23 protein-coding genes are annotated in these 22,768 nt (G+C 68.7%); 15 read left to right on the plus strand and 8 right to left on the minus strand.

What is annotated here, in order from left to right; genetic code table 11:
- The 6 genes from AC1D2K_RS07545 to AC1D2K_RS07570 all read left to right on the plus strand — a co-directional run.
- A partial coding sequence (locus tag AC1D2K_RS07545) for a winged helix-turn-helix domain-containing protein (RefSeq protein WP_478087583.1) occupies window positions 1–216 on the plus strand: 216 nt, incomplete at its 5' end.
- The gene (locus tag AC1D2K_RS07550; protein WP_478087585.1) at window positions 213–1,565 is read left to right on the plus strand and encodes a sensor histidine kinase; all 1,353 of its coding nucleotides are present in this window, start codon (window positions 213–215) and stop codon (window positions 1,563–1,565) included. The genes AC1D2K_RS07545 and AC1D2K_RS07550, both read left to right, overlap by 4 nt.
- Before the next feature lie 115 nt (window positions 1,566–1,680).
- Window positions 1,681–2,019 carry a hypothetical protein gene (locus AC1D2K_RS07555; protein WP_478087586.1) on the plus strand — a complete coding sequence of 113 codons (339 nt, stop codon included), beginning with the start codon at window positions 1,681–1,683 and terminating at the stop codon, window positions 2,017–2,019.
- Between the two features lie 55 nt (window positions 2,020–2,074).
- Window positions 2,075–3,109 carry an ABC transporter substrate-binding protein gene (locus tag AC1D2K_RS07560; RefSeq protein WP_478087587.1) on the plus strand — a complete coding sequence of 345 codons (1,035 nt, stop codon included), beginning with the start codon at window positions 2,075–2,077 and terminating at the stop codon, window positions 3,107–3,109.
- A gap of 119 nt (window positions 3,110–3,228) precedes the next feature.
- Window positions 3,229–5,271, plus strand: coding sequence for a molecular chaperone HtpG (gene htpG, locus AC1D2K_RS07565; RefSeq protein ID WP_478087589.1), 2,043 nt, complete (start codon window positions 3,229–3,231; stop codon window positions 5,269–5,271).
- Between the two features lie 23 nt (window positions 5,272–5,294).
- Window positions 5,295–5,759, plus strand: a complete 465-nt coding sequence (locus tag AC1D2K_RS07570; RefSeq protein ID WP_478087590.1) for an EVE domain-containing protein — start codon at window positions 5,295–5,297, stop codon at window positions 5,757–5,759.
- On the opposite strand, the gene dmeF is transcribed toward AC1D2K_RS07570, so the two are convergent.
- Window positions 5,704–6,714, minus strand: coding sequence for a CDF family Co(II)/Ni(II) efflux transporter DmeF (gene dmeF, locus AC1D2K_RS07575; RefSeq protein WP_478087591.1), 1,011 nt, complete (start codon window positions 6,712–6,714; stop codon window positions 5,704–5,706). The two genes, AC1D2K_RS07570 and dmeF, sit on opposite strands and share 56 nt — an antisense overlap.
- A gap of 47 nt (window positions 6,715–6,761) precedes the next feature.
- Here dmeF and AC1D2K_RS07580 point away from each other — a divergent pair, with 47 nt between their 5' ends.
- Window positions 6,762–7,037 (plus strand): metal/formaldehyde-sensitive transcriptional repressor, encoded by a 276-nt coding sequence (locus AC1D2K_RS07580; RefSeq protein WP_478087593.1) that lies wholly within the window; start codon window positions 6,762–6,764, stop codon window positions 7,035–7,037.
- A gap of 213 nt (window positions 7,038–7,250) precedes the next feature.
- Window positions 7,251–8,249 (plus strand): DUF1214 domain-containing protein, encoded by a 999-nt coding sequence (locus tag AC1D2K_RS07585; protein ID WP_478087594.1) that lies wholly within the window; start codon window positions 7,251–7,253, stop codon window positions 8,247–8,249.
- Here the strand turns inward: AC1D2K_RS07585 and AC1D2K_RS07590 are convergent.
- The 5 genes from AC1D2K_RS07590 to AC1D2K_RS07610 all read right to left on the minus strand — a co-directional run bounded on the left by AC1D2K_RS07590 (window position 8,246) and on the right by AC1D2K_RS07610 (window position 13,594).
- A complete protein-coding gene (locus tag AC1D2K_RS07590) occupies window positions 8,246–9,367 on the minus strand; it encodes a CaiB/BaiF CoA transferase family protein (RefSeq protein ID WP_478087596.1) in 1,122 nt (373 codons plus the stop codon). The genes AC1D2K_RS07585 and AC1D2K_RS07590 overlap by 4 nt on opposite strands.
- Before the next feature lie 42 nt (window positions 9,368–9,409).
- Window positions 9,410–9,784: a PaaI family thioesterase gene (locus AC1D2K_RS07595; RefSeq protein WP_478087618.1), complete on the minus strand. Its 375-nt coding sequence runs from the start codon at window positions 9,782–9,784 to the stop codon at window positions 9,410–9,412.
- Between the two features lie 65 nt (window positions 9,785–9,849).
- Complete coding sequence (locus AC1D2K_RS07600; protein ID WP_478087598.1) at window positions 9,850–10,830, minus strand: tripartite tricarboxylate transporter substrate binding protein; 981 nt, start codon at window positions 10,828–10,830, stop codon at window positions 9,850–9,852.
- Window positions 10,831–10,858: 28 nt separating this feature from the next.
- On the minus strand, window positions 10,859–11,845 hold the full coding sequence (locus AC1D2K_RS07605) for a Bug family tripartite tricarboxylate transporter substrate binding protein (RefSeq protein ID WP_478087600.1): 987 nt from the start codon (window positions 11,843–11,845) through the stop codon (window positions 10,859–10,861).
- A 33-nt stretch (window positions 11,846–11,878) separates the two neighbouring features.
- A complete protein-coding gene (locus AC1D2K_RS07610) occupies window positions 11,879–13,594 on the minus strand; it encodes an acyl-CoA dehydrogenase family protein (protein WP_478087602.1) in 1,716 nt (571 codons plus the stop codon).
- A 105-nt stretch (window positions 13,595–13,699) separates the two neighbouring features.
- Here AC1D2K_RS07610 and AC1D2K_RS07615 point away from each other — a divergent pair, with 105 nt between their 5' ends.
- Window positions 13,700–14,593 carry a LysR family transcriptional regulator gene (locus tag AC1D2K_RS07615; RefSeq protein ID WP_478087604.1) on the plus strand — a complete coding sequence of 298 codons (894 nt, stop codon included), beginning with the start codon at window positions 13,700–13,702 and terminating at the stop codon, window positions 14,591–14,593.
- A 79-nt stretch (window positions 14,594–14,672) separates the two neighbouring features.
- Here the strand turns inward: AC1D2K_RS07615 and AC1D2K_RS07620 are convergent, their stop codons facing one another.
- Window positions 14,673–15,722, minus strand: coding sequence for a serine/threonine protein kinase (locus AC1D2K_RS07620; RefSeq protein ID WP_478087606.1), 1,050 nt, complete (start codon window positions 15,720–15,722; stop codon window positions 14,673–14,675).
- 277 nt (window positions 15,723–15,999) lie between these two features.
- On the opposite strand from AC1D2K_RS07620, the gene AC1D2K_RS07625 reads away from it, so the two are divergent.
- Window positions 16,000–16,722: a cytochrome c oxidase assembly protein gene (locus AC1D2K_RS07625; protein WP_478087607.1), complete on the plus strand. Its 723-nt coding sequence runs from the start codon at window positions 16,000–16,002 to the stop codon at window positions 16,720–16,722.
- Window positions 16,719–17,231 carry a CopD family protein gene (locus AC1D2K_RS07630; RefSeq protein ID WP_478087608.1) on the plus strand — a complete coding sequence of 171 codons (513 nt, stop codon included), beginning with the start codon at window positions 16,719–16,721 and terminating at the stop codon, window positions 17,229–17,231. Before AC1D2K_RS07625 ends, AC1D2K_RS07630 begins: the two co-directional genes overlap by 4 nt.
- Here AC1D2K_RS07630 and AC1D2K_RS07635 read toward each other — a convergent pair.
- Complete coding sequence (locus AC1D2K_RS07635) at window positions 17,195–17,704, minus strand: DUF2231 domain-containing protein (protein WP_478087610.1); 510 nt, start codon at window positions 17,702–17,704, stop codon at window positions 17,195–17,197. The two genes, AC1D2K_RS07630 and AC1D2K_RS07635, sit on opposite strands and share 37 nt — an antisense overlap.
- Window positions 17,705–17,737: 33 nt before the next feature.
- Between AC1D2K_RS07635 and coxB the strand changes: the two genes are divergently transcribed.
- Genes coxB through AC1D2K_RS07655 form a run of 4 tightly spaced genes read left to right on the plus strand, consistent with a single transcriptional unit; the run spans window position 17,738 to window position 22,657 of the window.
- Entirely contained in the window at window positions 17,738–18,448 is a 711-nt protein-coding gene (coxB, locus tag AC1D2K_RS07640; protein ID WP_478087611.1) for a cytochrome c oxidase subunit II, read from the plus strand.
- On the plus strand, window positions 18,445–20,985 hold the full coding sequence (gene ctaD, locus AC1D2K_RS07645) for a cytochrome c oxidase subunit I (protein ID WP_478087612.1): 2,541 nt from the start codon (window positions 18,445–18,447) through the stop codon (window positions 20,983–20,985). Before coxB ends, ctaD begins: the two co-directional genes overlap by 4 nt.
- Window positions 20,982–21,329, plus strand: a complete 348-nt coding sequence (locus tag AC1D2K_RS07650; RefSeq protein WP_478087614.1) for a hypothetical protein — start codon at window positions 20,982–20,984, stop codon at window positions 21,327–21,329. Before ctaD ends, AC1D2K_RS07650 begins: the two co-directional genes overlap by 4 nt.
- On the plus strand, window positions 21,320–22,657 hold the full coding sequence (locus tag AC1D2K_RS07655; protein WP_478087616.1) for a ferredoxin reductase family protein: 1,338 nt from the start codon (window positions 21,320–21,322) through the stop codon (window positions 22,655–22,657). Before AC1D2K_RS07650 ends, AC1D2K_RS07655 begins: the two co-directional genes overlap by 10 nt.
- Window positions 22,658–22,768 lie beyond the last annotated feature (111 nt).

Here is a 22,768-nt window from a genome sequence, read left to right on the forward strand (position 1 = left end):
GTCCTGACCGCGCGCGAGTTCGCGCTGCTGCACGCCCTGCTGGAGCGCCCCGGCGCGATCCTGTCGCGCGAGCAACTCGAGGACCGCATCTACGGCTGGGGCGAGGAGGTCACCAGCAATGCGATCGACGTCGTGATCCACGGCATGCGGCGCAAGCTCGGCGCCGAGGCGATACGCAACGTGCGCGGGCTCGGTTGGCGGGTCGTTCCGGCGTGAGGGCGCCCTTTCGGCTCCAGTCGCTGCGCGGACGGCTGCTGCTGTGGCTCGTTGCGCTGCACCTGGTGGCGATCGCGGCCACGGTCTGGCTCTCGTACGGGGCCTACGGCCGGCTGGTCAACAACTTCATGGACGACCAGATGCGCCTGGTGGCCGATTCGCACGCGAGCCACCGCCGGCCTCCGGCCTTGCAGCCTGCCTCCGGCGATGACGCCATCCGCCGCGGCAGCTTCGTCGTCCAGATCTGGAGCGCGGACGGCCGCACGCTGCTCGCCTCCTCGTGGCCCGGGCTCGACCTGGCGCTGCAGCCGGAGCCGGGTTTCAGCGACGTGCGCACCGGCACCCGGAGGGAGGACGCCTGGCGCGTCTTCACCGCCGAGGCCGGAACGCTCGCGGCCATGCCGCGCGTGCAGGTGGTGCAGAACGACAGCTTCCGCCGCAACCGCATCGTGCGCCGCGCGCTGCTGGAGAGCCTGCCGATCCTGCTGATGCTGCCCGTCACGCTGCTGATCCTGCTGTTCATCGTGTCGGCCGCCTCGCGCTCGCTGCGCGCCGTCGCGCGCGATGTGGCGGCGCAGAACGAGGGCGATCCGGCCGAGGTCCCCATCGCCAGCGTGCCGGAGGAGATCGCGCCGCTGGTCATCGCCTTCAACAGCCTTCTCGGCCGGCTGCGCAATGCGCTGTCGACGCAGCGTCGCTTCATGCAGGATGCGGCGCACGAGCTGCGCACGCCGATGGCCGCGATCGGCCTGCAGATCGAGAATCTGCGCGCCCACGTGCCGGCCGGCGCCGCTGTCGAGCGCTTCGCCCAGCTCGAAAGCGGCGTCAAGCGCGCCCAGCATCTCATCGAGCAATTGCTGCGGCTGTCGCGCCAGGACGCGCCCGCGGCGAGCGCGCGTGGACCGGTCGACGTGGCGACGCTGCTGCGCGACAGCATGGGCCAGCTGATGGTCCTGGCCGACCAGCGGCGCATCGACGTGGGCTTCGAAGGCGGTATCGCACCGCTCGTCTTGGCGCCCCCGGCCGAACTGCGCAGCGTGTTCGACAACCTCATTGACAACGCGGTGCGCTATGCGCCGGAAGGCGGCGTGGTCGACGTCCGGCTGCACCTGGTCGATGGACATCCGGTGGTCGACGTGCTCGACGACGGGCCGGGCATTCCGGCCGACCAGCTCGAGCGTGTCTTCAACCGCTTCTTCCGCGTGGCGGGCGCGCCGGCCGGCGGCAGCGGACTGGGCCTGGCCATCGCGCAGGCGGCCGCGCTGCGAAATGGCCTGCGCATCGTGCTCGCGAACCGGTCCGATGGCGCGGGCCTGCGGGCGCGGGTGTATCTGCCGGGCTCATCCTGAACTCATTCTTCGCTCATTCCCGTCTCAGACTGGCGGCCTAGAGTGGCAACAGGCCCCACGCGCCGCCCATGGCACGGCGCAGGGCGTGGGGCCTGTGCAACTCCAGGAGATCCTCATGCATGCATCCGTCAAAGTCATCGCTCTTGGCGCTTTCGCAACCCTCGCTGCCGTTGCTTCGATGACCGCGAGCGCGCAGTCGGACGGCTCGGACTATCGTCCGATGCAGACCAACAACTCGKCGCCCGATCCCCAGGTGAGCGCGGGCGCCAGGGCGGCGGCACGCCCGGCTGCCACGGAGTCCGTCGGCGAGTCCACCGTGGCGGCGCCGGTCAGGTCGCAGCTCACGCGCGCAGAGGTCTACAAGGGCGCGGTCGAGGCGTCGCACCCGATGAACACCGAGTCGATCGGCGAGTCGACCGGGACGGCCGGCATCACCTCGGGCACGCCTCGCTGAGTGGGAGCCGCCAGGCGCTATCCTGCGGTTTCCTTCGTGAAACCCGGGATACGCCATGCGCCGCTTCGTTTCCAGACCTCTTGCCGTCGTCGGCGCCCTGCTGGGACTCCTGGCGGCGACGAACGCCGGCGCGCAGGGCACGGTCAATGCGCTCTGCAGCACCGACTCCGGCTGGTGCGAGGCGGCGGCCGCGGAGTTCACGCGCGCCACCGGCATCCGGGTGCTGCAGGCGCACAAGGGCACCGGCGAGATCGGCGCCCAGCTGCGGGCCGAGGCGGCCAACCCCAAGACCGACATCTGGTGGGGCGGCACCGGAGACCCCTTCCTGCAGGCGGCCGAGGAAGGCCTGCTCGAACCCTACCGCCCGGCCTACGTCAACGACCTGTACGACTGGTCGGTGCGGCAGTACGCGATGTCGGGCAACCGGGTCGGCGGCTTCTACACCAGCGCGATGGGCTTCGGCTTCAACACCGAGGTGCTCAGGAAGAAGCAGCTGCCCGAGCCGCGCTGCTGGGCCGACCTGATCAAGCCCGAGTACAAGGGCGAGATCGAGATGTCGCATCCCGCCACCAGCGGCACCGGCTACACCATCATCGCCGGGCTGGTGCAGCTGATGGGCGAGGACGCCGCCTTCGACTACCTGAAGAAGCTGCACCGCAACACCACCGCCTACACCCGCAGCGGCCAGGCCCAGGCGCCCAATGTKGCCAAGGGCGAGGTCGCGGTCGGCATCAGTTTCATCTTCGGCTTCGACAAGTGGCGCCACGACAAGTACCCGGTCAAGACCGCGGCGCCGTGCGAGGGCACGGGCTACGAGGTCGGCGGCATCGCGCTGGTGAAGGGCGCGCGCAACCGTGCCAACGCGCTGCGCTACTACGACTGGCTCATGAGCCCGGCCGGGCAGTCGATCGGCGCCAGGGCCGGCAGCCTGCAGTCGCCGGCCAACAGGACCTTCAAGCCGGATCCGCGAATCCCGTCGATGGACGGGGTCAAGCTCATCAAGTACGACTTCGAGAAGTACGGCCAGGCGGCCGAGCGCAAGCGGCTGATCGACCGCTGGACGCGCGAGGTGGAGTCGCAGCCGCGCTGAGACTCGTAAGCCTTTGAAACCGGCCGGCCCTTGCGAACGGGCTGGGCAACCCCAGGTCTTGTAAAGTTGAACGTTCGCCGCTGGCGAACCGTTTGTCCCCCTTTGATTGTTCTCGCGCCATGACCATCTCCAAGACCAAACTCCCGTTCCAGGCCGAAGTCGCCCAGTTGCTGCACCTGGTCACGCATTCGCTCTACTCGAACAAGGAAATCTTCCTGCGCGAGCTGATCTCGAATGCCTCGGATGCCTGCGACAAGCTGCGCTTCGAAGCCATCGACCAGCCCGCGCTGTTCGAGGACCAGCCCAAGCTCGAAGTGCGCGTCGCCTTCGATGCCGAGGCCAAGACCCTGACCATCACCGACAGCGGCATCGGCATGAGCCAGCAGGAAGCCATCGACCACCTCGGCACCATCGCCAAGAGCGGCACGAAGGAATTCATGAGCAGGTTGTCGGGCGACCAGAAGGCCGACGCCCAGCTGATCGGCCAGTTCGGCGTCGGCTTCTACTCGGGCTTCATCGTGGCCGACAGGATCACGGTCGAGTCGCGCCGCGCCGGCCTGGCCGCCGAAGAGGGGGTGCGCTGGGTCAGCAGCGGCGCCGGCGACTTCGAGGTCGACACCATCACCCGCCCCGAGCGCGGCACCAGCGTCACCCTGCACCTGCGCGACGATGCCGGGGATTACCTCAACGCATGGAAGCTCAAGTCGATCATCGGCAAGTACTCCGACCACATCTCGCTCCCGATCCTGATGGAGAAGGAAGAGTGGAAGGAAGGCGAGGAGAACAAGGGCGGCGCCATGGTCAAGACCGGCGAGTGGGAGCCGGTCAACCAGGCCAACGCGCTCTGGAGCCGGCCGAAGAAGGACATCAGCGAAGAGCAGTACGTCGAGTTCTACAAGAACGTCAGCCACGACTTCGAGGCCCCGCTGGCCTGGAGCCATAACCGGGTCGAAGGCAACACCGAATACACGCAGCTGCTCTACATCCCGGCCAAGGCGCCGATGGACCTGTGGAACCGCGACAAGGGCGCGGGCGTCAAGCTCTACGTCAAGCGCGTCTTCATCATGGACGACGCCGAGGCGCTGCTGCCGAGCTACCTGCGCTTCGTCAAGGGCGTGATCGACTCGGCTGACCTGCCGCTCAACGTCAGCCGCGAGCTGCTGCAGGAGAGCCGCGACGTCAAGGCGATCCGCGAGGGCAGCACCAAGCGCGTGCTCGGCATGCTCGAAGACCTGGCCAAGAAGCAGAAGACGGCGTCCGAGAGCAGCGAAGGCAAGATCGACGTCGGCTCCGGCGAATCCGTGCCCGCGCCCGAGCCGACCGAAGGGGTCACCGACGTGGTCGACAAGAAGGCCACCGAGAGCATGCCGGCGGCCGAGGCTGCGGCCGAGTACGCCGACGAGTCGGGCAAGTACGCCAGGTTCTATGCCGAATTCGGCTCGGTGCTCAAGGAAGGCCTGGGCGAAGACTTCGGCAACCGCGACCGGATCGCGAAACTGCTGCGCTTCGCCTCGAGCACCACCGACACCCCGAGCGTGAGCTTCGCCGACTACAAGTCGCGCATGAAGGAAGGCCAGGACGCGATCTACTACATCACGGCCGACACGCTGGCCGCCGCCAGGAACAGCCCGCAGCTCGAGATCTTCAAGAAGAAGGGCATCGAGGTGCTGCTGATGACCGATCGCGTCGACGAGTGGGCGCTCAACTACCTGACCGAGTTCGACGGCACCGCGCTGCAGAGCGTGGCCAAGGGCGCGGTCGACCTGGGCAAGCTGCAGGACGAGGCCGAGAAGAAGGCGGCCGAGGAAGCGGCCGAGTCCTTCAAGCCGCTGCTGGAGCGGCTCAAGGAGGCGCTCAGGGACAAGGCCGAGGACGTGCGCGTCACCACCCGCCTGGTCGACTCGCCGGCCTGCCTGGTGGTGCAGGACGGCGGCATGAGCACCCAGCTCGCGCGCATGCTCAAGCAGGCCGGACAGCCCGCGCCCGATCTCAAGCCGGTGCTCGAAGTCAACGCCGAGCATCCGCTGGTCAGGAAGCTGGAGGGCTCGGCGCATTTCGACGACCTGGCCCACATCCTGTTCGACCAGGCGCTGCTGGCAGAAGGGGGCCTGCCGGCCGATCCCGCCGCCTACGTGCGCCGGGTCAACGCCTTGCTGGTCTGACACGCGCGCCGCGCCACGCCGCCATGTCCGGATACTGGTTGATGAAGTCCGAGCCTGAGGAGTGCTCGATCGACGACGCGCTCGCAGCGCCCGGCGCGACCGTGCCCTGGACCGGCGTGCGCAGCTACCAGGCGCGCAACTTCATGCGCGATGCGATGCAGGTCGGCGACGGCGTGCTGTTCTATCACTCCAGTTGCCCCGAGCCCGGCATCGTGGGCATCGCGCGCGTGGCATCGGGCACGCGGCCGGACCCGACGCAGTTCGATCCGACCTCGCCTTACTTCGATGCGGCGTCCAAGCCCGAACAACCGCGCTGGCTGCTGCTGGACGTGCAGGCCTTGCGCAAGACCCGGCTGCTCTCGTTGCCGGAGTTGCGCGCGACGCCCGCGCTGGCCGACATGCTCGTGCTGCGCAGGGGCAACCGGCTGTCGATCACGCCGGTCGATGCGGCCCACTGGCAGCTGATTGCCGAGCGGATGCTGGCTTGACGTCCACCGCCGCGTCCGGATCGTTCACCTCGACCGAGATGTGGACCAGTTCTTCGTGGATGCGCAATTGCTGCTTGAAGTAGTCGGGCCCCACGTCGCCGTGGGTGGCGAGCGAGACGATGCAGGCGTACTTGCCCTTGCCCACGCGCCAGACGTGGAGGTCGCAGAGGGTCGCCGGCACCGGGCTGGCCTCGATGACCTCGCGGATCTCGGCCACCACCGGTGCGTTCATCTCGGCGTCGAGCAGCACGCGGCCTGAATCGCGCAGCAGCCGCCAGGACCACAGGGCGACCAGCACGGCGCCGACGATCCCCATCACCGGGTCCAGCCAGCTCGCGCCCCACAGCTTGCCGCCGAACAGGGCGACGATCGCGAGCACCGAGGTGGCGGCGTCCGCCACCACGTGCACGTAGGCCGAGCGCAGGTTCAGGTCATGGTGCCCGTGCGCGACGTGATCGTGGTGATGATGGTCGTGATGGTCGTGATGGTCGTGATGGTGGCCGCCGCGCAGCAGCCAGGCGCACGCCAGGTTCACCAGCAGGCCCAGGATCGCGATCGCGATCGCCTGGTCATAGTGGATGGCGCTCGGGGCCAACAGCCGCTCGACCGACTGGTAGAGCATCGACACGGCCACGCCGGCCAGCAGGATCGCGCTGGTGTAGCCGCCCAGGACCTCGATCTTCCAGGTGCCGAAGGCAAAGCGGTGGTCGTCGGCGAATCGCCTGGCCGCCGCATAGGCGACGACCGACAGGCCCAGGGCCACGGTATGCGAACTCATGTGCCAGCCATCGGCCAGCAGCGCCATCGAGTTGAAGACCCATCCGCCGGCGATCTCCACCACCATCATGAGCGCCGTCAATGCCGCGGCCCACAGCGTGGCCCGTTCGGCCAATGGATTGCTTTCGTCGAAGACGTGGCGGTGCTGCCAGCCCCGGGCGGCATGAGAGGTCTGCATGGTCATATACTGTACCCCAGTATATTCGCACGCCCTAGAATTCGCGCATGACCCACACCATCACAGGAAGCGCGAAGCTGCTCGCGCGGGTGCGCCGCATCAGGGGCCAGACAGCCGCGTTGGAGAGTTCGCTGGGCGAGGGAACCGAATGCATGGCGATCCTGCAGCAGATCGCGGCAATACGCGGCGCCGTCAACGGGCTGATGCTGGAGGTGCTCGAAGGCCACATCCGGGAGCATCTGGGCGCGAACGCGAGCGACGAGGCGCAGCGCGCCGAGGACACGGAGGCGGTGGTGGCGGCGCTGCGGTCCTATCTGAAGTAGGCCCCGCCGCGGGACGCCTGCCCGCGCCCGGCGCCACGCTTGGCGACCTGGCTCGGGAAGCCGCACAGGGGGGCGCGCAATTGCACAGGCATGCCATCCGGCCTGCACCTTGGTGCAAGTGAATTTGCACCCGGCTTCATCTATGCTGGGGTGATGCCCCACCTTCTCGACCGCCCCTTCGCAACTCTCTGCATCGCCGCCGCAGCGCTCGCCATGACCCAACCCRCCCAATCGCAATCCCCGTCCGCCGGCCAGGCGGTCGCAGTCACGGCCGACAACTTCGTGCGCGCGGAAACCGACCTGTATGTCGGCGCCCTCGCCAAGCAGGGCGGCCTGGGCAAGCTCCTGCATCGCCGCGAGCCGGCGTCGATCGATCACCAGACCGTGATCCGCCTCAACCGCGACACGCTGTATTCGTCCGGCGTCTTCGATCTCGACGCCGGACCGGTGACGATCACGATGCCCGATTCCGGCCCGCGCTTCATGGCGCTGCAGGTCATCAACGAGGACCACTACGTGCCGAACGTGTTCTACGGCGCGGGCACGCACACCCTGACGCGCGAGAACGTCGGATCGCGCTATGTGGTCACCGCGATCCGCACGCTGGTCGACCCGAGCAGCCCGGACGACATCAAGCAGGTGCACGCGCTGCAGGACGCCATCCAGGTCAGTCAGAAGGCGCCGGGCAAGCTCGAGCTGCCCAACTGGGATGCCGCGAGTCAGAAGAAGGTCCGCGAGGCACTGCTGGTGCTGTCCTCGACCCTGCCGGATTTCAAGAAGGCGTTCGGCACCAAGGCAGAAGTCGATCCGGTGCGGCGCCTGATTGCAACGGCGGCGGCCTGGGGCGGCAATCCCGACAAGGATGCCACCTATCTCAACGTCACGCCGGCGAAGAACGACGGCAGCACGGTCTATCGCCTCGACGTCAAGGAGGTGCCCGTGGACGCCTTCTGGTCGGTGAGCGTCTACAACGCCGAGGGCTACTTCCAGAAGAATCCGGCCAACGCGTACGCGCTCAACAACCTCACGGCGAAGAAGGGCGACGACGGCTCGATCGCCATCCAGTTCGGTGGTTGCGACGCGTCGACCCCCAACTGCCTGCCCATCACCAACGGCTGGAACTACACGGTGCGCCTGTACCGTCCGCGCGCCGAGATCCTCAGCGGCGCCTGGACCTTTCCGGAGCCTCGGCCGGTAGCGGCTGCACGCTAGACGAACTTCTCTCCCGGCGTCAGCGGCGCATGCCGGTAGCTGGCCGGCGTACGGCTCAGTTTCACGGGCGCACCGATGCCGCGGTAGCCGCCTGCCATCTCGACCACCATGCCGCGGTGCGCGGTGTGCGGGTGTTCGAGCGCCGCGTCGACCGACAGCACGGGTGCCGCCGGCACGCCCGCAGCCATGAGCTGGTCGACCAGCTGGCGGCCGTCGAAGGTCGCCAGCTGCGCCTCGAGACGCTGTTTCAGGCTTTCGCGATGGACTGAGCGCAGACCAGCGTCGCGGTAGAGCGGATCGTCGCTGAGCTCGGGCAGGCCGATGCAGTTGCAGAAGCTCGCGAACTGTCGGTCGTTGCCGACCGCCAGGAAGATCGGATCGGTGCCGGTCTTGAGCGCGTCGTAGGGATAGATGTTCGGATGCGCGTTGCCGGTGCGGCGCGGCGGCTGGCCGTCGAGGAACCAGTTGGCTGCGTGCGGATGCAGCAGCGACAGGCCGCTGTCGTACAGCGCCGCCTCGACGAACTGGCCGCGTCCGCTGCGCTGGCGCTCCTGCAGCGCGAGCAGCACGCCGATCACCGCGTTGAGCCCGGTCACCATGTCGACCACCGGCAGCCCGACGCGCAGCGGCCCGCCATCGGCCTCGCCGTTGATGCTCATGATGCCGGTCAGCGCCTGCACCGCGGCGTCGTAGCCCGGCAGGGCGCCGAGCGGCCCGTCGGCGCCGAAGCCCGACACGCGGCACCAGACCAGCCGCGGAAAGCGCTTCGACAGCGCGTCGTAGCCGATGCCCCAGCGTTCCATGGTGCCGGTCTTGAAGTTCTCGACCAGCACGTCGGCCTCGGCCACCAGCGCCAGCAGCGCCTCGCGCCCGGCCTCGCTGCCCAGGTCGAGCGTCATCGTGCGCTTGTTGCGGTTGAGCCCGTGGTAGTAGGAAGCCACGCCGTCCTTGAAGGGCGGGCCCCAGGTGCGCGTGTCGTCGCCCTGCGGCGGCTCGACCTTGAGCACGTCGGCGCCATGGTCGCCGAGGATCTGGCCGCAGTACGGGCCGCCGAGGATGCGCGAGATGTCGAGCACGCGGATGCCGGCCAGTGCGCCGGTGTTGGCAGTCGCGGTCATGGGGTTTTCCTTGGATGAGAGAAAAGATGCAGGCCGTTGGGTTCAGGCCACCGCGGTGCGTTCGACCAGCTTGAAGGTGCCTGTGGCCAGCGCCAGCAGTTCGCCCTGGGTATCGCGCACTTCGCCGCTCGCGAAGCACAGCGAGCGGCCGCGTCGCTGGCAGGAGGCGGAGGCGATCACGTCGCCGCTCGACGGCGCGATGAAATGGACCGTGATGTCGATCGTCACCACGCCGAACTGCGTCGGCGCGTGCGCGCGTACTGCGCTGGACAGCGCGCAGTCGAGCAGCACGGCCAGGGCGCCGCCATGCACATCGCCGCGGCTGTTGGTGTGCATCGGGTCGAAGGGCATGCGCACGCGCGCGCTGTCGTGTCCGATCTGTTCGCCGCGCAGGCCGAAGGCCTGGACCATCGGCATCGGCAGCCCGAACAGCAGGCCGGGCCCTTCTTCCGTGAAAGTGTTCGCAGGTGACCGACCGGCGTTCAATCGAGCAACCCCTTCTGGCGCAGACGCTCGACGCGGCCCTTCTCGCGCGCATGGCTGGCGAGCGCGTACGCGCGGTAGTCCTCGGAGCCCAGGTAGTTGACCGGCTGGTTCAATTGGTCGAGGACGCGCTGGCTGGCCGGGGATTCCAGTGCCTTCCTGAACGCGTCCTGCACCCGCTTGACCTGGGCCGGATCCATGCCGGCGGGTCCGGCGATGCCATAGGGCGAATCGATGAAGGCGTCGATGCCCTCGTCCTTCATGGTCGGCAGGGTCGGGTAGCGCTTGACGCGCTGCGGCGTGAGCATCGCCAGGTAGCGCATCTTGCCGGCCTCGATGTGCGGCACGGCCACGCCCGACAAGGGCGCCGCATCGATGTGGCCGCCGAGGATGGCGTTCGTCACATCGGCATCGCCCTTGAACGGCACCATGTTGAACTGCAGCTTGGCGGCCTCGCCGATCTCGTCCATGACGATGCGCGGCGTTCCCACCGCGCCGGTGGCGCCGACGTTCAGCTTGCCGGGTCGCTTGGCCGCGTCGGCGGCGAAGTCCTTCCAGGACTTCCAGGGCGCATCGGCCTTCACCGCCAGTCCGAAGGCGTAGTCGGACAGCAGGGCCACGTAGGAGAAGCTGGTCCTCGGGTCGAACGGGACCTTGTTGATGTAGGGCTCGCGATAGACCGACGCCGGCAGCACCGCCAGCGTGTAGCCGTCGGGCGCGGCGCGGGTCAATGCCGCGGCGCCATTGGTTCCGCTGGCGCCGGGCCGGTTGTCCATCACGATGGGTTGCCCCAGGATCTTGCCTGCCTCGTCGGCCAGCGCACGCACATGCTGGTCCGTGGGGCCGCCCGGCGCGTAGGGAACGACCAGCGTGATCGGTCGCTGCGGATAGGTCTGCCCGGTCGCCGCCGCAGCGAAGCACAGTGCCGCGGCAGCGAGAGGGTAGCGCCCGTGAAGGCGCATGCGTGACAGCCATTTCACTTTCTTGTCTCCTCGGGGGCCGGCGACATCAGTCCAGCTGGGCGCCGGACTTCTTCACCACGTCCTTCCACTTCGCGGTCTCGGACACGATGAAGCGGCCGAGCTGCTCCGGCGAACCGTCCGCTGCCGGCTCCAGGCCTTGGGAGGCGAACAGTTGCTTCACCTTGGGTGTGGCGAGCGCGTCGGCGAAGGCCTTGTTGAGTTTTGCGACCGTGGCCGGCGGCGTGCCGGCCGGCGCCACGATGCCGAAGAACACGCTGACGTCGTAGCCCGTGACACCCTGTTCGGCCAATGTCGGCAGGTCGGGGAGCGCCCGCGAGCRCTGCGCGGTGGCGATGCCGAGCGCGCGCAGCTTGCCGGCCTTGACGTACGGCAGTGCGGTCAGGACGTCGGTGAAGCTCATCGACACCTGGCCGCCCAGCAGGTCGTTGAGCGCGGGGCCGGTGCCTTTGTAGGGGATGTGCTGCAGGTCGGTGCCGGCGATGCCGTTGAACAGCACGCCCGCCAGGTGCGAGGAGGCGCCGTTGCCCGACGATGCATAGCTGAGCTTGCCCGGGTTGGCCTTGGCGTAGGCGATGAGCTCGCGCACGTCCTTCGCGGGCACCGCCGGGTTCACGACCAGGATGTTGGGCAGATGGCCGACCTGGATCACCGGCGTGAAGCTCTTGACCGGGTCGTAGCTGATCTTGCGGTAGAGGCTCGAATTGATCGCCAGCGGACCCGAGGTGCCGAACATCAGCGTGTGGCCGTCGGGTTCGGCGCGCGCCACGAAGTCGGCGCCGATGTTGCCGCCGGCGCCGGCGCGGTTCTCGACGATCACGGGCTGCCCGAGCTGGTCCCGGATCTCGGCCGCCAGCGTGCGCGCCATCGCGTCGGTCGGTCCGCCCGGCGGGAACGGGATGATCAGCGAGATGGGCTTGGTCGGGAAGCCCTGCGCGTGTGCCGTCGACAGTACGGGCAGCACCGGCAGCACGGCGACGCCGGCGGCGAGGATGAGGGTCTTGAGCAGTTTCATGTGGTCTCCTTGATTTCTTGTCTTCGCCGCGCGTCAGGCGGTGGCCGCGTGCTTCTCCGGTGCTGCGGCGCTCCAGGACGCCGGCACGCCATCCGGCGCCAGAGGGTCGCGCGGCAGCACGCGGTGCAACAGCACCAGCTGCGCCCACTCGACTCGCTGCGCCGAGCCGCCGCGCACGCCCTCCCAGGCCATCGCGATCGCGCTGCAGGTGTGATAGAGCGCCGAGGCCGCCTGGCGTGCGAGCACGTCGCCACCCTCGTGCGCCGCGGTGGCGGTCAATGCCGACGCCCGCACCAGTGCTTCGCGCAGGGCCTGGGCGAAGGCCGGCGGCACGGCCATGTCGTCCAGCAGCGCACCGAAGTGCGCCTGCAGCGCCGGCAGCGATTCCTCGCGCTTGACCGCGCGGATCACGTCGAGCGCGACGATGTTGCTGGTGCCCTCCCAGATCGAACCGAGATGGGCGTCGCGCACCAGGCGCGGGTCGCTCCATTCCTCGATGTAGCCGCAGCCGCCGCGCACTTCCATCGCGTCGCCGGTGACCTTGCGGGCGTCGCGGCAGGCGCGGAACTTGATGAGCGGCGTCAGGATGCGCAGCAGCGGGTAGGCCGCCTTGTCGCCGCCGTCCGAGCGCGCCAGCGCCAGCGCGGTCTGGAACACCATGGTGCGCGACTGCTCGGCCGGCAGCCTGAGCTTCTGCAGCTGGCGCTGCATCAGCGGCATGTCGGCCAGCCGGCGGCCGAAGGCGCGGCGCTCGCCGGCCACGTATTCGGCCTCGGCCACCGCGCGACGCATCAGGCCGGCAGCGCGCACGCCGTTCGACAGGCGGGAGTTGTTGACCATGTCGGYCATCTGCTGGAAGCCGCGGCCGGCCTCGCCCACCAGGTACGCCACCGCGCCTTCGAGCCGGATCTCGCCGCTGGCCATCGAGCGCGTGCCCAGCTTGTCCTTGAGGCGCAGGATCCGGTAGTGGTTGGCGCTGCCGTCGTCGAGCCGCTTCGGCAGCAGGAACAGCGACACGCCCTTCATGCCGGCCGGGGCGTCGTCGGCGCGCGCCAGCACCATCGCGAAGTCGGCGTCGGGGTTGGAGCAGAACCACTTGTCGCCGCCGAGGCGCCATTGGCCGGCCTCGTCCTGCCAGGCGCGCGTGACGGTCGCTGCGATGTCGGAGCCGGCCGCCTGCTCCGTCATGAACATCGCGCCCTGGGCCAGCGTGTCGAAGTCGAGCGACTGGAAGCGCGGGAGAAAGCGCGCCACCAGTTCGGGGCTGCCGTACTTCTTGAGCGTGCGCGCCAGCGAGTCGGTCATCGAGACCGGGCAGCACAGGCCGAACTCGGCCTGCACGAAGAGGTAGGTCAGCACGTACTTGACCAGCGGCGGCATCTTGCCCTTCCAGCCCAGGGTCTCGTCGCGGTGCGAGATCGCGGCCAGGCCGAATTCGCTCAGCGCGAGCCGCTCCATCTCGATGTAGGCGGGATGCTTGATCACCTTCTGGTCGTCGATGCCGGTGCGGGTGCGCAGCGACAGCGTCGGCGGGTTCTTGTCGGCGGTCTGCGCGAGTTCGTCGAGCGGGCCGCCGGCCAGGGCGCCCAGGCGCTCGAAGTGCGGTCGCATGTGCTGCAGCAGCTCGCGCGGCAGGTAGAGCGCCAGCAGCTTGTGCAGCTCGGTGTCGGTGGTGAAGAGGTTCTGTCCGTGGCGGTCGGGCACGGGATGGGCGGCGGCATCGACGCGGGGCGCAGCGGTACTGGACATGTCGGGTCTCCTTGTCGGCCGCATCTTTCCGCCGTTGACGATTCCTGTCCAATATCAGATACGTCTTGATTGATTTGATTTGCCTATTGTGAAAAACTGAGCCGCATGGAACTGCGTCATCTGCGTTATTTCGTCGTCCTGGCCGAGGAGCTGCATTTCGGCCGGGCGGCGCGGCGGCTCGCGATCTCGCAGCCGCCGCTGAGCGTCGCGATCCGCCAGCTGGAAGAATCCGTCGGCGCGCGGCTGTTCGAGCGCAACAGCAAGGAAGTGCGGCTCACGCCCGCCGGCGGCGTGCTGCAGAACTCGGCGCGCCTGCTGCTGCGCCAGGCGGAGGAGGCCGCGCTGGAGGCCCGCGACGTCTCGCAGGGCTCGGCGGGCCGCCTGCGCATCGGCTTCGTCGGCGCCATGCTCTACCGGGGCCTGCCGCAGGCGCTCGCCAAGTTCCAGGCGAAACACCCGGCGGTGCGCATCACGCTGGCCGAGCTCAACTCGGGCGAGCAGATCGCCGAGTTGCTGCACGACCGGCTCGATGTCGGCTTCGTCCACACCAGCCGCATGCCCGCTGAGCTTCGCCATGCGCTGCTGGTGTCGGAGCCTTTCGTGGCCTGCCTGCCGGTCGGGCACCGGCTCGCACGGAGGCGCAAGGTCGCCACCGCGAGCCTGCGCGACGAACCTTTCGTGCTGTTTTCTCGCAATGCCTCGCCCGACTACCACGAGCGCATCCTCTCGATCTGCGCCGATGCGGGCTTCCGGCCCGAGGTGCGGCACGAGGTGCGCCACTGGCTCTCGGTCGTGTCGCTGGTGTCGCAGGGCATGGGCGTGGCGCTGGTGCCGAGCGCCTTGCGGCACGCGGCGCTGCGCGGCGCGGTGTTCCGGCCGCTGGAGGAAGAGGTGTCGCGCTCCGACGCCTATTGCGTCTGGCGCGAGGGGCCCGAGAACGCGGTGGTGCAGGGCTTCCTGCGCGCGGTGCAGGCAGCCGTGCCTGCGCCGGGCGACTAGGCCGGCGCCGGGCCGCCCCAAGGCGGCCTGCGGCCCCCTCGGGGGGCAGCGACCACACGCAGTGAGGGAGCGTGGGGGCCTATGCGTAGAGCGGCTCTTCGGCCATCTGCTCGCACTGCTCCTGCAGCATCAGGATCTGGCCCTTCCAGTAGTCGCTCGAGCCGAACCACGGGAAGTTGATCGGGAAGATCGGATCTTCCCAGCGCCGCGCCAGCCAGGCGCTGTAGTGGATCAGGCGCAGCGTGCGCAGCGGCTCGATCAGCGCCAGCTCGCGGCGGTCGAAGTCGCGGAACTGTTCGTAGCCGTCGAGCAGTCCGCTCAACTGCGCAGTGCGCTGGGCGCGGTCGCCGGAGAGCAGCATCCACAGGTCTTGCACCGCGAAGCCGGTGCGGGCATCGTCGAGATCGACGAAATGCGGGCCACCGTCCGGCCGGTCGGTGGGCGTCCAGAGGATGTTGCCGGGGTGCACGTCGCCGTGCAGCCGCAGCTTCTTCAGCGCCGAGTCGTTGTCGCCGTCGTGGCGGGCGCCGAGCGCGGTGGCTGYGATCATCTCGAAGGCCGCGTTGCAGGCCGTCTCCCATTCGCGCTGGACATCGAGCGGCACCATCTGGTGGCCCAGCAGCCAGTCGCGCGAGGCGATGCCGAAGGTCTGGAGGTCGAGCGTCGGGCGCGCCTCGAAGGGCTTTTGCGCGCCGATGGCGTGGATGCGCGCCAGAAAGCGGCCGACCCACTCGAGCACCTCGAAGTCCTCGAGTTCCGGCGCCCGTCCGCCGCGGTACGGGCTGACGCTGAAGGCGAAGCCGCCATGCCGGTGCAAGGTGTGGCCATCGACCGCCAGCGGCGCCACGGCGGGCACCTCGGCCGCGGCGAGCTCGAGCGCGAAGCCGTGTTCCTCGAGGATCGCGGCATCGTCCCAGCGGCCAGGCCGGTAGAACTTGACGACCACCGCGCTGCGGTCTTCGAGATGGACCTGGTAGACGCGGTTCTCGTAGGAGTTCAGGGCGGTGAGCCGCCCGTCTCCATGCATGTCCAGTGTGGCGAGCGCATCGAGCACCACGTCGGGCGTGAGGCTCTCGTAGGGATGAGCGGCCGAGGCCGATGGCGGGGAAGGAGTGGGGGAGGGAGACACCCCGACATTGTCGGGCCTGGCGGGCGAGTGCCCGGCTTTCATGCCGCAGCTTGATTTTTGCCCTGCTTGGGACGACAGTGCAGCGTCGCCTGGGTGGCTGCCGTTGAACCGTGGCGACCCGTGAGGYGCCGTGCCACAGGCATTGCACAGAAGTGGGCGTTTGTCATGCGTGTCGAACCCTGCGACGGGYGCCGCGGCCTGCGCTAGTATTTTTTCAAGCCGGGCAGCCCGCCTCGTATCCGCAGTTGCGGAACGGCGGAAGAACAAGCGAGCCATGATGAATTCAATGATCGCCTACTGCGGCGCCGCCGCGGTCCCTGACGAAGTGTGGTCGCGCTGGAATGCCGATCCGCTGCTGATCGCTGCGCTTGCGGCGCTGGCCTTCGTGGTCGTTCGCGGTCGCTCGTCCGATGCTCGCGCAGGCTGGGGCGCCATCGCGCTGATGGCCGTGGTCTTCGTCTCGCCCTTGTGCGCCCTGTCGTCGGCGCTCTTCTCGGTGCGCGTGCTGCATCACGTCATTCTCGTGAGCGCCGTGGCGCCTCTGCTGGCGCTCGCCTTTCCTCAGCGGCGCGCCGGCCCTGTGCCGCTCGCCATGTGGGTCGCGGCCCATGCGGTCACCCTGTGGCTCTGGCATGCGCCGGGGCCCTATGCCTGGGGTCTCGCCAGCGTGCCGGGCTATTGGCTGATGCAGCTGTCGCTGCTGGGCAGCGGCTGGCTGATGTGGCGGGCGATCCTGTCGCCGGCCACGCCACCGGGCACCGCGCTGGTGGCGCTCGGGGTGACCATCGGGCAGATGGGCCTGCTCGGCGCCCTGATCGTCTTCGCCTCGGTGCCGCTCTACCCGGTGCATTTCGCGAGCACCCTGGCCTGGGGCTTCACGCCGCTGGCCGACCAGCAGCTCGCCGGGCTCCTGATGTGGGTGCCGGCGATGCTGCCCTACCTGGCCGCCGGCCTCTGGCTTGCCTGGTCGAGCCTGCGGCCCACCGAGGCCGCCTTGTGACGACGGCCCTGAAGTTCATTCACCTGGCCGCGATTGCGATCTGGTCGGGCGGCCTGCTCGCCTTGCCCTTCCTGTTCTGGCAGCGCCGCGCTCTCGAGGCCGGTGCGGATCTGGACCGGCTGCACCGGATCGTCCGCCTCGTGTATGTGGAGCTGACCTCGCCGGCCGCCTTCTTCGCCATCGCCAGCGGAACGGCGCTGATCTTCCTTCAGGCCACCTTCGAGGAATGGTTCTCCATCAAGATGGTGCTGGTGGGCATCATGGCGATGCTGCATGTGGTCGCCGGCCTGGTGGTGCACCAGCTGTTCTCGCCCCAGGGCCGCTTCGGGCGGTTCTCGTTCGTGGCGCTGTCGGGCACCTACGCGGTGTTGATCGTCGCCATCGTCTGGGTCGTGCTGGCCAAGCCCCAGATCGACTCGAACCAGTTCGCGACGCACCTGTTCGAGCCCGGCGGGCTCTCACGCCTGTGGCATCAGTCCTTCGGCGACACGAGGATGCCGATCCCATGATCGAACACCAGTTTGCCGCCGTGCCAGCCGGCGAATCCGACCATGACCGAAGCCAGCACCGACAGCACCAGGCCGTGCGGCAGCACGGAGGCCGGATCGGTCAGGCGCAGGCCCCAGCTGGCCCCGGCGATCGCGACCAGCGTCATCGCCGCGATGGCGTGCGACCAACTGGCCTCGTGCAGGCGGATGCCGCGCACCAGCAGCAGCTCGCCGGTGCCGACGAGGCTCGCGGCGACGCCGCTCCAGAATGCCATGCCGGCCGACCACAGGCCTGCACGCAGCCAGAAGACATCGCCCGACCACCAGTAGAAGACGTCGACGCCGAGGGTTGCGACCACGAACGCGACCGGGAAATGCACCAGCATCACGTGCAACGGATGGCCCACCAGCGCGACCGCGGAGCCGACGTCGAGCCGCTGCAGTTCCAGCAGAACTTCGCTCCGGGGTTGAGACCTGTCGCCTGTGTCCGCCATGGTTCTTCTCCTTTGCAGCGGATGTCGCATCCGGTGAGCGGCGATCGTAGCGTCTTGCGCGTCGGCCTCCAAGCCGGATCGTTGGCGGCGTTGTCCGGTTGCAGCGGGCCGTTGTCGACGCTCGATCCTTCGGGGCCGGCCGCGGCCTCCATCGCCACGATGTGGTGGGTGATGCTGATCGGCTCGGCCGTGCTCTTCCTGCTCGTCATCGGCATCTTCATCCAGGTGATGAGGCGTCCGGGCTGGGGCTCCAGCGTGTCGCCGACGCGCTGGATCGTGCTGGGCGGCCTGGTGCTGCCGGCGATCGTCCTGCTGCCGCTGCTGGCCTATGGCTTGGTCACCGGAGAGCGCCTGCTGCCGCTGCCGGGCAGCGCGCCGGCGCAGCGCATCGAGGCGGTGGCGGCGCAGTGGGTCTGGACGTTTCGCTACCCCGGACATGGCGGCGTCGAGACGCGCAATGTCCTGCTGCTGCCCGCGGGCGCGCCGGTCGACATGGTCGTGACGAGCAAGGACGTGATCCATGCGTTCTGGGTGCCGCGCTTCGCGGGCAAGATCGATGCGGTGCCGGGCAGGGTCAACCGGCTGCGCATCCAGGCCGATCAGCCGGGCCGCTATGAAGGCACCTGCGACGAATTCTGCGGCCTCGGCCACGCGGGCATGCGCTTCGTCGTCATCGTCCACCGACCGGAGGACTTTTCCGCTGCCCTGACGCAGGCGCTCGCAGCGCCGGAGGCGAAGAAATGAGTGGATCCGTCGACCCGCAGCCGGAAGGCGGCGCCCGCGCGCTGCGGCTGCACCGGCAGCTGAACAAGATCTGGGCCACCGGGCCGGGATGGCAGCGGCTGGCCGCCGTCAATCATTCGGTCATCGGCATGCGGATGTTCATCACGTCCTTCGTCTTCTTCCTCATCGCCGGCGTGCTGGGCATGCTGACCCGCGTGCAGCTCGCGACGCCGCATTCGGCCTTTCTCGACCCCGAGACCTACAACCAGGTCTTCACGGTGCACGGGTCGATGATGCTGTTCCTGTTCGCCATTCCGATGGTCGAGAGCTTCGCGGTCTACCTGACGCCGAAGATCCTCGGCACGCGCGATTTCGCCTTCCCGCGGCTGACCGCCTACGGCTACTGGTGCTACCTGTTCGGCGCCTCGATCGTGACGGTGTCGCTGGTCCTGGGCGTCGCGCCCAATGGCGGCTGGTTCATGTACACGCCGCTGAGCTCCAACGTCTACACCCCGGGCGTCAACGCCGACATCTGGCTGCTCGGCATCACCTTCGTCGAGATCTCCGCGCTGTCGCTCGCCATCGAGATCATCGTCTCGGTCCTCAAGATGCGCGCGCCGGGCATGTCGCTCGACCGGATGCCGATCTTCGGCTGGTACATCCTGGTCACGGCGCTGATGATGATCGTGGCCTTTCCGCCGCTGATCCTCGGCTCGATCCTGCTCGAGCTCGAGCGCGCCTTCGGCCTGCCCTTCTTCGACCCGACGCGCGGCGGCGACTCGCTGCTGTGGCAGCACCTGTTCTGGTTGTTCGGCCATCCGGACGTCTACATCATCTTCCTGCCGATGGCGGGCGTGCTGTCGACGATGATCCCGGTCTTCGCCGGCCGCGAGCTGGTGGGCTACCGGGCGATCGTGGTCGCCATCATCGCGCTGGCCTTCCTGAGCTTCGGCATCTGGGTGCACCACATGTTCACGGTGGGCATTCCGCATCTTGCGCTGGCCTTCTTCTCGGCCGGCTCGGCGATCGTCGCGGTGCCGACGGCGGTGCAGGTCTTCGCCTGGCTGGCCACGCTGTCGCACGGCAAGCCGCGCTGGGACGTTCCGATGCTCTACGTCTTCGGCTTCTTCTTCGTCTTCGCGATGGGCGGGCTGACCGGCGTGATGCTCGCGATGGTGCCCTTCGACTGGCAGGCGCACGACACCTATTTCGTCGTCGCCCACATGCACTACGTGGTGGCCGGGGCGCTCGCCTTCCCGATGGTGGCCGCGCTGTACTACTGGCTGCCGCTGCTGACCGGGCGCGCCGCGGTGGAGCGGCTGTCGGTGCTCGCGTTCTGGCTGATCTTCATCGGCTTCAACATGACCTTCTTCATGATGCACCTGACCGGCCTGCTGGGCATGCCGCGGCGCGTCTACACCTACCGCGGCGACGAAGGCTGGAACTGGCTCAACCTGCTGTCCTCGGTGGGCGGCTTCGTGATGACGATCGGCTTCGGACTGCTCGTCATCGACGTGGTGGTGCAGCTGCGCTACGGACGCCGCGTGCGGCGCGATCCCTGGCGGGCCACGACCTTCGAATGGGCGATGCCGATTCCGCCGGCGCCGTATGCCTTCGCCTCGATTCCGCACCTGGGTCCGCAGACCGACAAGATCCCGAAGGGCGAACTCGCCGTCTCGCTGGCACGCGGCGAAGGCTACCTGGGCTCCACGCGCAACGGCTGGCAGGAGACGCTGGGCGTGCACATCACGAGCGGCAAGCCCGAGCAGCTGATCGTGCTGCCGAACCCGACCTACCTGCCGTTGGTCACGGCGCTCTTCACCGGCGGGGTGGTGCTCGGCTTCCTGTTCAAGGCCTATTGGGTGTCGCTGGTGCTGGCCCTGGTCACGCTGGGCCTGTTCGTCTTCGCGGGGCGGCGTGCCGGCCTGCCGCGCGACTATGGCCCGCTGCCGGTCGGCCTCGGTGTCGAGGTGCCGCCGCACACCGAGGCGGCGAGCGCGCCGTCCTGGCTGGCGCTGATCTGCGCCCTGGTGGCCAATGGCACGCTGTTCACGTCGATGGTGTTCGGTACCTTCTATCTCTGGCTGGCCGGCGGGGACTGGCAGAAGATGACGCCGCCCGAGCCGAACCGGCTGCAGGCCCTCGGCGCCATCGCCTGTCTGCTGGTCGCCGCGCTGGCGGCGCGCGCTTCGCTCAGGGTCGTGATCGCCAGCGGCAAGGCCTCGGGCTGGATGGCGCTCACCGCGATCGCGCTGATCGCGGCCGTCGCAGCCGTCGTGGAGCTGATCATGGGCGTCGCGCCGCATCCGCGCGAGCATGCGCTCGGCGCGACCGCGTCGGTGCTGCTGGGCTATGTGGCCTTGCATGCCGGCGCCGGGCTGCTGTTTCTCATCAGCAACTTCCAGCGCATCCGCAGCGGCTACATCTCGCGGCGGCGCTGCACCGACCTGCGCCTGACCCGGCTCTGGCTCGACTACACCCTGGTGACGGGCATCATCGCGCTGGGTCTGGTGCTCGCGCTGCCTGCGCTGGTGACGGTGCTTGGAGGACGGCCATGAGCGTGACGAATGTGCTGACGATCCCGACCCGGYGGGTCTGGTGGCTCGCGGGCGGCTTTGCCGTCTGGTGCAGCGCGCTCGTGGTGCTCTATGCGCTCCATGCGATCGGCTGCGCCTTCGGCTGGCCGGCCGGCGCGCTGCGCTGGAGCCTGGTCCTCGTGTTCCTCGCGCATCTGGCGGCGGTCGGATGGATGTGGCGAAATTTCGCCAGGGCACGCTCCGATCACGACCATGGCGAGACCGGCAGCTTCCTGCATGCGGCGATCGTCTGGACCACCATCGCCGCCTTTGCCGCCACGCTCCTGACCTTCGGCCCGCCGCTRCTGCTCTCCACATGCCTCTGAGCGTGCGCCACCGCGATCTCGTGCGCCGCAGCGTCTGGATCGCGGTCTACCTGCTGTTCATCCTGGCGCCGCTGTTCGCGCTGCTGGCGGGTGCGCTGCCGCCTGCGCGCGACTTCTGGACCGAGTTCTCGGTCGCGCTGGGCTACTCGGGCCTGGCGATGATGGGGCTGCAGTTCGGCCTGACGGCGCGCTTCCGCCACGTCACCGAGCCCTGGGGCGAGGACGTCATCTATCACTTCCATCGCCGGGTCTCGCTGCTCGCGGTCGCCCTGGTGGTGGTGCATCCGCTGATCCTGCTGGCGACCGGGTCGGACAAGCTGGCGCCGCCCGCGTCGCTGGCGGACGTGCCGCCGGGCGCGGTGTTCGCGGTGCTGTCGCTGGGCGCGCTGGTGGCGCTGGTGGTGATGGCGCTGTGGCGCACCCGACTGAAGATCAGCTACGAGCTCTGGCATGCCACGCACATCCTGTTGGCCCTCATCGCCGTTGGCGGCGGGCTGCTCCACATGGTCGGCTGGGGCTTCTACCTCGCCGATCCCTTGAAGCGCGCGCTGTGGATCGGCATGACGGTCTTCTGGATCGCGCTGCTTTGCTACGTGCGCGTGGTCAAGCCGCTCTTCATGCTGCGCCGGCCGTACCGCGTGGCGGAGGTGCGCCAGGAGCGCGGCGACACGACGACGCTGGTGATGCGGCCCGACGGCCACGCCGGCTTCCGATTCAGGCCCGGCCAGTTCGGATGGCTGACGCTGTGGGGGAGCCCGTTCAGGATCACCGGCCATCCGTTCTCCTTCTCGTCGAGCGCGGAGGCCGCGGACGGCCGCGTCGAGATGACGATCCGGAACCTCGGCGACTTCACGAGCGGGATCGCCAAGGTCCCCGTGGGCCGGCGCGTCTACCTCGACGGCCCCTACGGCGCCTTCACCATCGGCAACCCGGCGGACATGCACGTTCTGATCGCGGGCGGCATCGGCATCACGCCGATGGTGAGCATGATCCGCACGCTGGCCGACCGCGGCGACAAGCGCCCGCTGATCCTGCTCTATGGCGGCAAGGACCTGGAGTCCCTGACTTTCCGCGAGGAACTGGACGCGCTGGCAACGCGGATCGACCTGACGGTGGTCTACGTGCTGTCGCAGCCGCCGGAAGGCTGGGCCGGCGAGCGCGGCTACGTCGGCGCCGAGGTGTTCAAGCGCCATCTGCCGCCGCGCTACGCCGACCACGAGTACTTCATCTGCGGCCCGAACGTGATGATGGATGCGATCGAGGCGGCGCTGGGCGAGATGAAGGTGCCACTGTCCAAGTACCACTCGGAGCGCTACAGCTTCGTCTAGGTCGTCTAGGAGATCCCGATGCGCCGCTTGTTCGCCGATCGACTGGTTCTCGCCACGGGCGTCGTCGTGGTCCTGGTGGCCATCGTGTTCGCCCTCTGGCGCGTGAGCGCC

The organism is Variovorax sp. P1_H12_2, assembly GCF_056405335.1.

Excerpts from the sequence above, each read along its gene's own strand:
- htpG (WP_478087589.1), top strand. The coding sequence starts at position 3,229 with ATGACCATCTCCAAGACCAAACTCCCGTTCCAGGCCGAAGTCGCCCAG.
- AC1D2K_RS07570 (WP_478087590.1), top strand. The coding sequence starts at position 5,295 with ATGTCCGGATACTGGTTGATGAAGTCCGAGCCTGAGGAGTGCTCGATC.
- dmeF (WP_478087591.1), bottom strand. The coding sequence starts at position 6,714 with ATGCAGACCTCTCATGCCGCCCGGGGCTGGCAGCACCGCCACGTCTTC.
- AC1D2K_RS07580 (WP_478087593.1), top strand. The coding sequence starts at position 6,762 with ATGACCCACACCATCACAGGAAGCGCGAAGCTGCTCGCGCGGGTGCGC.
- AC1D2K_RS07590 (WP_478087596.1), bottom strand. The coding sequence starts at position 9,367 with ATGACCGCGACTGCCAACACCGGCGCACTGGCCGGCATCCGCGTGCTC.
- AC1D2K_RS07595 (WP_478087618.1), bottom strand. The coding sequence starts at position 9,784 with ATGCCGATGGTCCAGGCCTTCGGCCTGCGCGGCGAACAGATCGGACAC.
- AC1D2K_RS07615 (WP_478087604.1), top strand. The coding sequence starts at position 13,700 with ATGGAACTGCGTCATCTGCGTTATTTCGTCGTCCTGGCCGAGGAGCTG.
- AC1D2K_RS07625 (WP_478087607.1), top strand. The coding sequence starts at position 16,000 with ATGAATTCAATGATCGCCTACTGCGGCGCCGCCGCGGTCCCTGACGAA.
- AC1D2K_RS07635 (WP_478087610.1), bottom strand. The coding sequence starts at position 17,704 with ATGGCGGACACAGGCGACAGGTCTCAACCCCGGAGCGAAGTTCTGCTG.
- ctaD (WP_478087612.1), top strand. The coding sequence starts at position 18,445 with ATGAGTGGATCCGTCGACCCGCAGCCGGAAGGCGGCGCCCGCGCGCTG.
- AC1D2K_RS07655 (WP_478087616.1), top strand. The coding sequence starts at position 21,320 with ATGCCTCTGAGCGTGCGCCACCGCGATCTCGTGCGCCGCAGCGTCTGG.